Origin of the sequence: Mesorhizobium sp. M7A.F.Ca.CA.004.12.1.1, assembly GCF_003997835.1 — a bacterium.
In the GTDB taxonomy this organism is placed as follows: domain Bacteria; phylum Pseudomonadota; class Alphaproteobacteria; order Rhizobiales; family Rhizobiaceae; genus Mesorhizobium.
This window is the reverse complement of the sequence record NZ_RZRK01000385.1, coordinates 1-5,822: the sequence shown is the minus strand read 5'-3', so window position 1 is coordinate 5,822 and position 5,822 is coordinate 1. Positions and strand designations below refer to the sequence as shown.

The window sequence follows — 5,822 nt, the reverse complement described above, 5'->3', positions numbered from 1 at the left end:
CGGGCAGCAGCGTCTGGAGCCACGGCAGGGCGAGCCACTCGACGAGGCTGGTCAGGCCGAACCACAAGGCGACAAGCGCCAGCAGCGTCAGACCCAATGTCTTGAGGAACACGGCCCGAAAGGGAGGCGAGAGCAGCTCGAGGGCCGCAGTGCGGGCAGCGTCGAAAATCACCGTGCTTTACCCCCAGGTCACACCAGACACCGTCGAAAAGGCGGATGCTTCCGAGATAAGCAGAGCACGGCATGAGCGCAAGCAGGCCGGTTCTTTTGCTTTGACGCAATCCCCAATGCGCTTTTCCCGGGAAAACCGCTTCACACTTGTCCTGGAATTGCTCTACCGCGCAAATGCTGGCTTTCGAACCGGAATGGTCATGGCGGCGACCCCAGCCACGACAAAACCCATGCCCAGCCATGCCGTCGAGCCTAGGCTTTCGCCGAGGAAAAGGGCGCCGATGCCGACGCCGATCGGCACCCGCAGATAGGCCTGCGAGGTGGTGCCGACCGAACCCAACGTGTGGATGAGGCGGAAATAGATGACGAAGGCCAATGCGGTGGAAAACACCGACAGGCCGAGCAGGGCCAGAATCGACGCCGTTGAAGGCGCCAGCGTCCACGGCTGGTCGAACACCAGACTGAGGGGCACGAGGATGACGGCGCCGCACAGCATCGAACCGGCGGCAGGCAGCATCGGATCGAGACCCTTGAAGCCGCGGCCGAAAATGGCGGCCCCGGCATAGCAGATTGTTGCCGCTACGATGGCCAACTGCGCCCACAACTCGTGACCGAGGCCACCCAGTGCCTGCGTGCCGATGATGAGGCAGATGCCGGCAATGCCGGCGCCCACGCCAATCAGCTTGCGCAGCGTGACCGGCTCGTGGCGGGTGATGAGCGCTGTCAAGAGGAAGGTGAAGATCGGCGAGGTCGCATTCAGGATGGTGGCGAGGCCGGCATCGACCGAACGTTCCGCCGCGGCGATCAGGGTGAACGGGATGACGCTGTTGAGGCAGGCCTGGAAGGCGAAGCGGCGCCAGCTTGCCGCATCGCCCGGCATGGCGAGCCCGCGCCAGCGGAGGATGGCAAACAAGATACCACCGGCAATCAGGGTGCGGGCGGCGATGAAGGTGACCGGCGGGATGGTTTCGACGCCAATCTTGATGAAGGTGTAGGAGGCGCCCCAGAGCACCGCCAGCACGACGAGCAGCGCAAGGTCGGTGGTCATGTCGTTCTTTGCAGGCTCGTTCTTTGTCGGCATGGCTCGCCTTCAAACGGGATCGGGTGAGCCATGCTTGTAGGCGGTCCGGTGATGAAATGCTTCGGCCACGGTCGAATTGTCATAGCGCCTCGCGGCTGATGCGCCTTTTGCCTGTTCCGCCAAAGTTGCGTGTCACGCCCTAGGCAAACCGGTTTCAAATCGCTAGACCCGCGCCGGACCGGCGTGGCAAGAAGCCGGCTCGGGTTTTGGCGGAGATTTTGATGCCGGATTATGACGTGCTTTGCATCGGCAATGCCATTGTCGACATCATCGCCCAGTGCGACGAGGAGTTCCTCGAGACCAACGGCATCATCAAGGGCGCGATGAACCTCATCGACACACAGCGCGCCGAACTGCTCTACAGCCGCATGGGGCCGGCGATCGAGGCGTCCGGCGGCAGCGCCGGCAACACGGCGGCCGGCGTCGCCAGCTTCGGCGGCCGCGCCGCCTTCTTCGGCAAGGTCTCCAACGATGCGCTTGGCGAAATCTACGCGCACGACATCCATGCGCAGGGCGTCGCCTTCGACACCATACCGCTCAAGGGTGAGCCGACGACGGCGCGCTCGATGATCTTCGTCACGCCCGACGGCGAGCGCTCGATGAACACCTATCTCGGCGCCTGCGTCGAGCTTGGCCCTGAGGATGTCGAAGCCGACAAGGCGTCTGGCGCCAAGGTCACCTATTTCGAAGGCTATCTGTGGGACCCGCCGCGCGCCAAGGAGGCAATCCGCCAGACGGCGAAGCTGGCGCACGCAGCAGGCCGAGAAGTGTCGATGACACTGTCGGATTCGTTCTGCGTCGACCGCTACCGCGACGAATTCCTCGACCTGATGCGCTCGGGCACGGTCGACATCGTCTTTGCCAACAGCCACGAGATCAAGTCGCTCTACCAGACATCGTCGTTCGACGAGGCGCTGGCCCAGATCCGCAAGGATTGCCGGATCGCCGCCGTCACCCGCTCGGAAAAAGGCTCGGTGATCGTGCGCGGCGACGAGACCGTGGTGATCAAGGCGACCGCCATCAAGGAACTGGTCGACACGACGGGCGCCGGCGATCTCTATGCCGCCGGCTTCCTGCATGGCTACACGCAAGGCCGCGACCTGCAGACTTGCGGCGACCTTGGCTCACTGGCAGCCGGATTGGTGATCCAGCAGATCGGCCCCAGGCCCCGTCAGAATTTGCGCCGCGAGGCCGAGCAGGCGGGGCTGACCATTCCGGACGTTCAAACGAGTTAGTGGCCTACCTTCCCGTTGTGCAGGCTATCTCGCCAGAAGCGCAATCACGGAATAGGGAAATCCTGATGTCGAACATGATGAAGGCGCTTGTGAAGGCCAAGGCCGAACCGGGCATCTGGATGGAAGAGGTGCCGGTGCCGGAGATCGGCCCCAACGACGTGCTGATCAAGATCAAGAAGACGGCGATCTGCGGCACCGACGTGCACATCTACAATTGGGACCAGTGGGCGCAGAAGACGGTGCCGGTGCCGATGGTGACCGGCCATGAATTCGTCGGCACGGTCGCAGATTTCGGCGCCGCGGTCACCGAATACAAGGTCGGCCAGCGCGTGTCGGGCGAAGGCCACATCGTCTGCGGCCATTGCCGCAACTGTCGCGCCGGGCGAGGGCATCTGTGCCGCAACACGCTCGGCGTCGGCGTCAACCGTCCTGGCGCCTTCGGCGAGTATCTGGCGATCCCGCAGCACAATGTCGTGCCGATCCCCGATGATGTGCCCGACGAGATCGCCGCGATCTTCGACCCGCTGGGCAATGCCGTCCACACCGCACTCTCCTTCGATCTGGTTGGCGAAGATGTGCTGGTGACCGGCGCCGGGCCGATCGGCATCATGGGCGCGCTCGTCGCGCAATGCGTCGGCGCGCGCAAAGTGGTCATCACCGACATCAACCCGCTGCGGCTGGCGCTGGCGAAAAAGCTCGGCGTCCAGCATGTCGTCGATGCCTCGAAGGAAAAGCTGCGCGACGTCATGCCAGTGCTCGGCATGACCGAGGGGTTCGACGTCGGCCTCGAAATGTCGGGCGCCGCCCCCGCTTTCCGCGACATGATCGACACCATGAACAATGGCGGCAAGATCGCCATTCTGGGCATCGCGCCGACCGGCTTCGAGATCGACTGGAACAAGGTCATCTTCAAGATGCTGCATCTCAAGGGCATCTACGGCCGCGAGATGTTCGAAACCTGGTACAAGATGATCGCGCTTGTGCAGGGCCCGCTGGATGTCTCCGGCCTGATCACCCACCGCATCGGCATCGACGATTTTCAGGCCGGCTTCGATGCGATGCGCAGCGGCAGTTCCGGCAAGGTGGTGATGGACTGGTAGATGCCGCCTAGCGCAGGATTCTGTTTTTCATCAGCCATTTCACGGAGCGGGGCCATGCGTGGTTCGCACCCATGCGAAGATCGGTAAACCCCTCCGAAACATGTCTCCCGGTTTCGGCGTCAAGGATGCGAATGAACATAGTATGTTCCGTTCGGTTGACGCGCGTTACGACGCCAAGCAAGGCAAGCGACGCGCCGTGCTCCTTGGCAATCGGTCCTTCACAACCAGCGCAGTTGCGCAATCCGTGCGGCGCAGCAGCCTGTGTATCCCTCGCCGGCACATCAATTACTGTAAAGCGCCCAGACTGGGAGAGCATGTCCTTTGCAACTTGTGCCGATTCCGACAGATAGCGCCTGTCATATTCATCTGGGGGAATTATTCCCGCCCCGGCGCTCTTGTCCTCCAATTCGAAAGGGAACACTTCGATCGACATCGGCTTTGTCTGCTGGGCCTGCGCAAATGTGCACGTGCCTACAAGTAGCGTCACCAGGACACTTAAGGCGCGAATGCTCATCGTAGTCCTCCCGTCGGTGTAATGGGCATTATACGCGGCCTGACAACGCAAATCACGATCAAATCGAAAGCAATGCTATGCTTTGGCTGCGGTGGGAGTTCCCACGCAGGTTCGCTCGAACTCCGTCGTTCAGAGTGATTGGCTTGATCTTGGACTAACCCATGCTCGGGACCAGACTGGTCTCCAATGCAGCCAGTCCGCTGGTGATCGCCGTGCGCTCTTCAGCGCTGAGCCTTGCCAGCAAATCCCGTTCGAACGCCTTGGCCAGCGCCACCATCTCGCGATAGGCGGCAAGTCCCGTTCCGGTCAGCGTCAGATGTTCGATACGGCGGTCTTTTTCGTCCGGTTTTCGCGTCAGCCAGCGCCGCCGTTCGAGCTCGGCGACAGCGCGCGAAACCTTTGTCTTGTGCATGGCCGATTGCTCACCGATTGCAGACGCCGTCATCGTTCCATGCTGCCCCAGCCCCGAAAGGGTGCGCCATTCCGGCCGCGTCAGGCCGTGGCTATCCTTGTAAATCCGCGAAAATTCGCGGCTGACGGCGTCGGCAAGCCGGTAGAGCCGGTAGGGCAGGAAATTTTCCAGATTGAGAATTTCAGGCGCGTCGGACGCTTCGCTCTTGATCGCCATTTTTCAAAGCCGCCATTGATGGTTACATTTTCAATGGTTACAAATGAAACCAGTTTGGTCAATTGAGATCCATTCCGGGGAGGAAGCAATGGCCTTTTCCTACATGCCGGGTTTCGGCAACGACTTCGAAACCGAGACGCTGCCCGGTTCGCTGCCACAAGGACGGAACTCCCCGCAGCGGCCGGCCTACGGCCTCTATGCCGAGCAGCTTTCGGGCTCGCCCTTCACCGCCCCGCGCGGCACCAATGAGCGCTCTTGGCTCTACCGGATCCGGCCGAGCGTCAAGCACACTGGCCGCTTCAAGCCTGCGAGCTATCCCTTGTGGAAGAGTGCGCCCAATGTCGGCGATCATGAGTTGGCGCTTGGCCAATACCGCTGGAATCCGGTGCCGATGCCGAAAGAGCCGACCGATTTTATCGCCGGCATGCGCAGCATCACCACATCAGGCGACGTGCTCGGCCAGACCGGCATGGCGGCACATGTCTATGTCGCCAACCGCTCGATGGTCGACGACCATTTCTTCAACTCCGACGGTGAATTGCTGGTCGTGCCGCAGGTCGGCGCATTGCGCTTCGTCACCGAGATGGGCGTCATTGAGCTGCGGCCCGGCGAGATCGCGGTGCTGCCACGCGGTCTGGTCTTCAAGGTCGAGCTGGTCGACAAGGAAGTGCGCGGCTACGTCTGCGAGAACTACGGCGCCAAGTTGACGCTGCCCGACCGCGGCCCGATCGGCGCCAACTGCCTGGCCAATCCGCGCGATTTCAAGACGCCTTGCGCCTGGTTCGAGGAGAAGGAAACGCCGTGCCGGCTGACGGTGAAATGGTGCGGCAATTTCCATGTCACCGAGATCGGCCATTCGCCGCTGGACGTCGTTGCCTGGCACGGCAATTACGCCCCCTACAAATATGATCTGGCTACCTTTTCGCCTGTCGGCGCGCTGCTGTTCGACCATCCCGACCCGTCCATCTTCACTGTGCTGACGGCACCCAGCGGCGAGGAGGGCACGGCCAATATCGACTTCGTCATCTTCCCGCCACGCTGGCTGGTGGCCGAAGACACGTTCCGGCCACCCTGGTACCACCGCACCATCATG

Annotated in this window: 6 protein-coding genes and 1 pseudogene; 3 read left to right on the top strand and 4 right to left on the bottom strand. The window is 62.1% G+C overall.

Annotated features, from left to right (window positions below; genetic code table 11):
• Together EN984_RS38885 and EN984_RS20080 are read right to left on the bottom strand one after the other, a co-directional pair.
• A pseudogene (locus EN984_RS38885) lies at positions 1-172 on the bottom strand (cysteine biosynthesis protein CysZ); the annotation flags it as partial.
• Between the two features lie 162 nt (positions 173-334).
• Positions 335-1,252, bottom strand: a complete 918-nt coding sequence (locus EN984_RS20080; protein WP_127266634.1) for an EamA family transporter — start codon at positions 1,250-1,252, stop codon at positions 335-337.
• Between the two features lie 221 nt (positions 1,253-1,473).
• Here EN984_RS20080 and EN984_RS20075 point away from each other — a divergent pair, with 221 nt between their 5' ends.
• Positions 1,474-2,487 carry an adenosine kinase gene (locus tag EN984_RS20075; RefSeq protein ID WP_127383899.1) on the top strand — a complete coding sequence of 338 codons (1,014 nt, stop codon included), beginning with the start codon at positions 1,474-1,476 and terminating at the stop codon, positions 2,485-2,487.
• 65 nt (positions 2,488-2,552) lie between these two features.
• On the top strand, positions 2,553-3,587 hold the full coding sequence (gene tdh / locus EN984_RS20070; protein WP_127276777.1) for an L-threonine 3-dehydrogenase: 1,035 nt from the start codon (positions 2,553-2,555) through the stop codon (positions 3,585-3,587).
• A gap of 7 nt (positions 3,588-3,594) precedes the next feature.
• On the opposite strand, the gene EN984_RS20065 is transcribed toward tdh, so the two are convergent.
• Entirely contained in the window at positions 3,595-4,101 is a 507-nt protein-coding gene (locus EN984_RS20065) for a DUF2380 domain-containing protein (protein ID WP_127269415.1), read from the bottom strand.
• Between the two features lie 154 nt (positions 4,102-4,255).
• Positions 4,256-4,729, bottom strand: coding sequence for a MarR family transcriptional regulator (locus EN984_RS20060; RefSeq protein WP_127269414.1), 474 nt, complete (start codon positions 4,727-4,729; stop codon positions 4,256-4,258).
• 88 nt (positions 4,730-4,817) lie between these two features.
• On the opposite strand from EN984_RS20060, the gene hmgA reads away from it, so the two are divergent.
• The coding region (hmgA, locus tag EN984_RS20055; RefSeq protein ID WP_127383898.1) for a homogentisate 1,2-dioxygenase at positions 4,818-5,822 on the top strand (1,005 nt) is incomplete at its 3' end.

Excerpts from the sequence above, each read along its gene's own strand:
- EN984_RS20065 (WP_127269415.1), bottom strand. The coding sequence starts at position 4,101 with ATGAGCATTCGCGCCTTAAGTGTCCTGGTGACGCTACTTGTAGGCACG.
- EN984_RS20080 (WP_127266634.1), bottom strand. The coding sequence starts at position 1,252 with ATGCCGACAAAGAACGAGCCTGCAAAGAACGACATGACCACCGACCTT.
- EN984_RS20060 (WP_127269414.1), bottom strand. The coding sequence starts at position 4,729 with ATGGCGATCAAGAGCGAAGCGTCCGACGCGCCTGAAATTCTCAATCTG.
- tdh (WP_127276777.1), top strand. The coding sequence starts at position 2,553 with ATGTCGAACATGATGAAGGCGCTTGTGAAGGCCAAGGCCGAACCGGGC.
- EN984_RS20075 (WP_127383899.1), top strand. The coding sequence starts at position 1,474 with ATGCCGGATTATGACGTGCTTTGCATCGGCAATGCCATTGTCGACATC.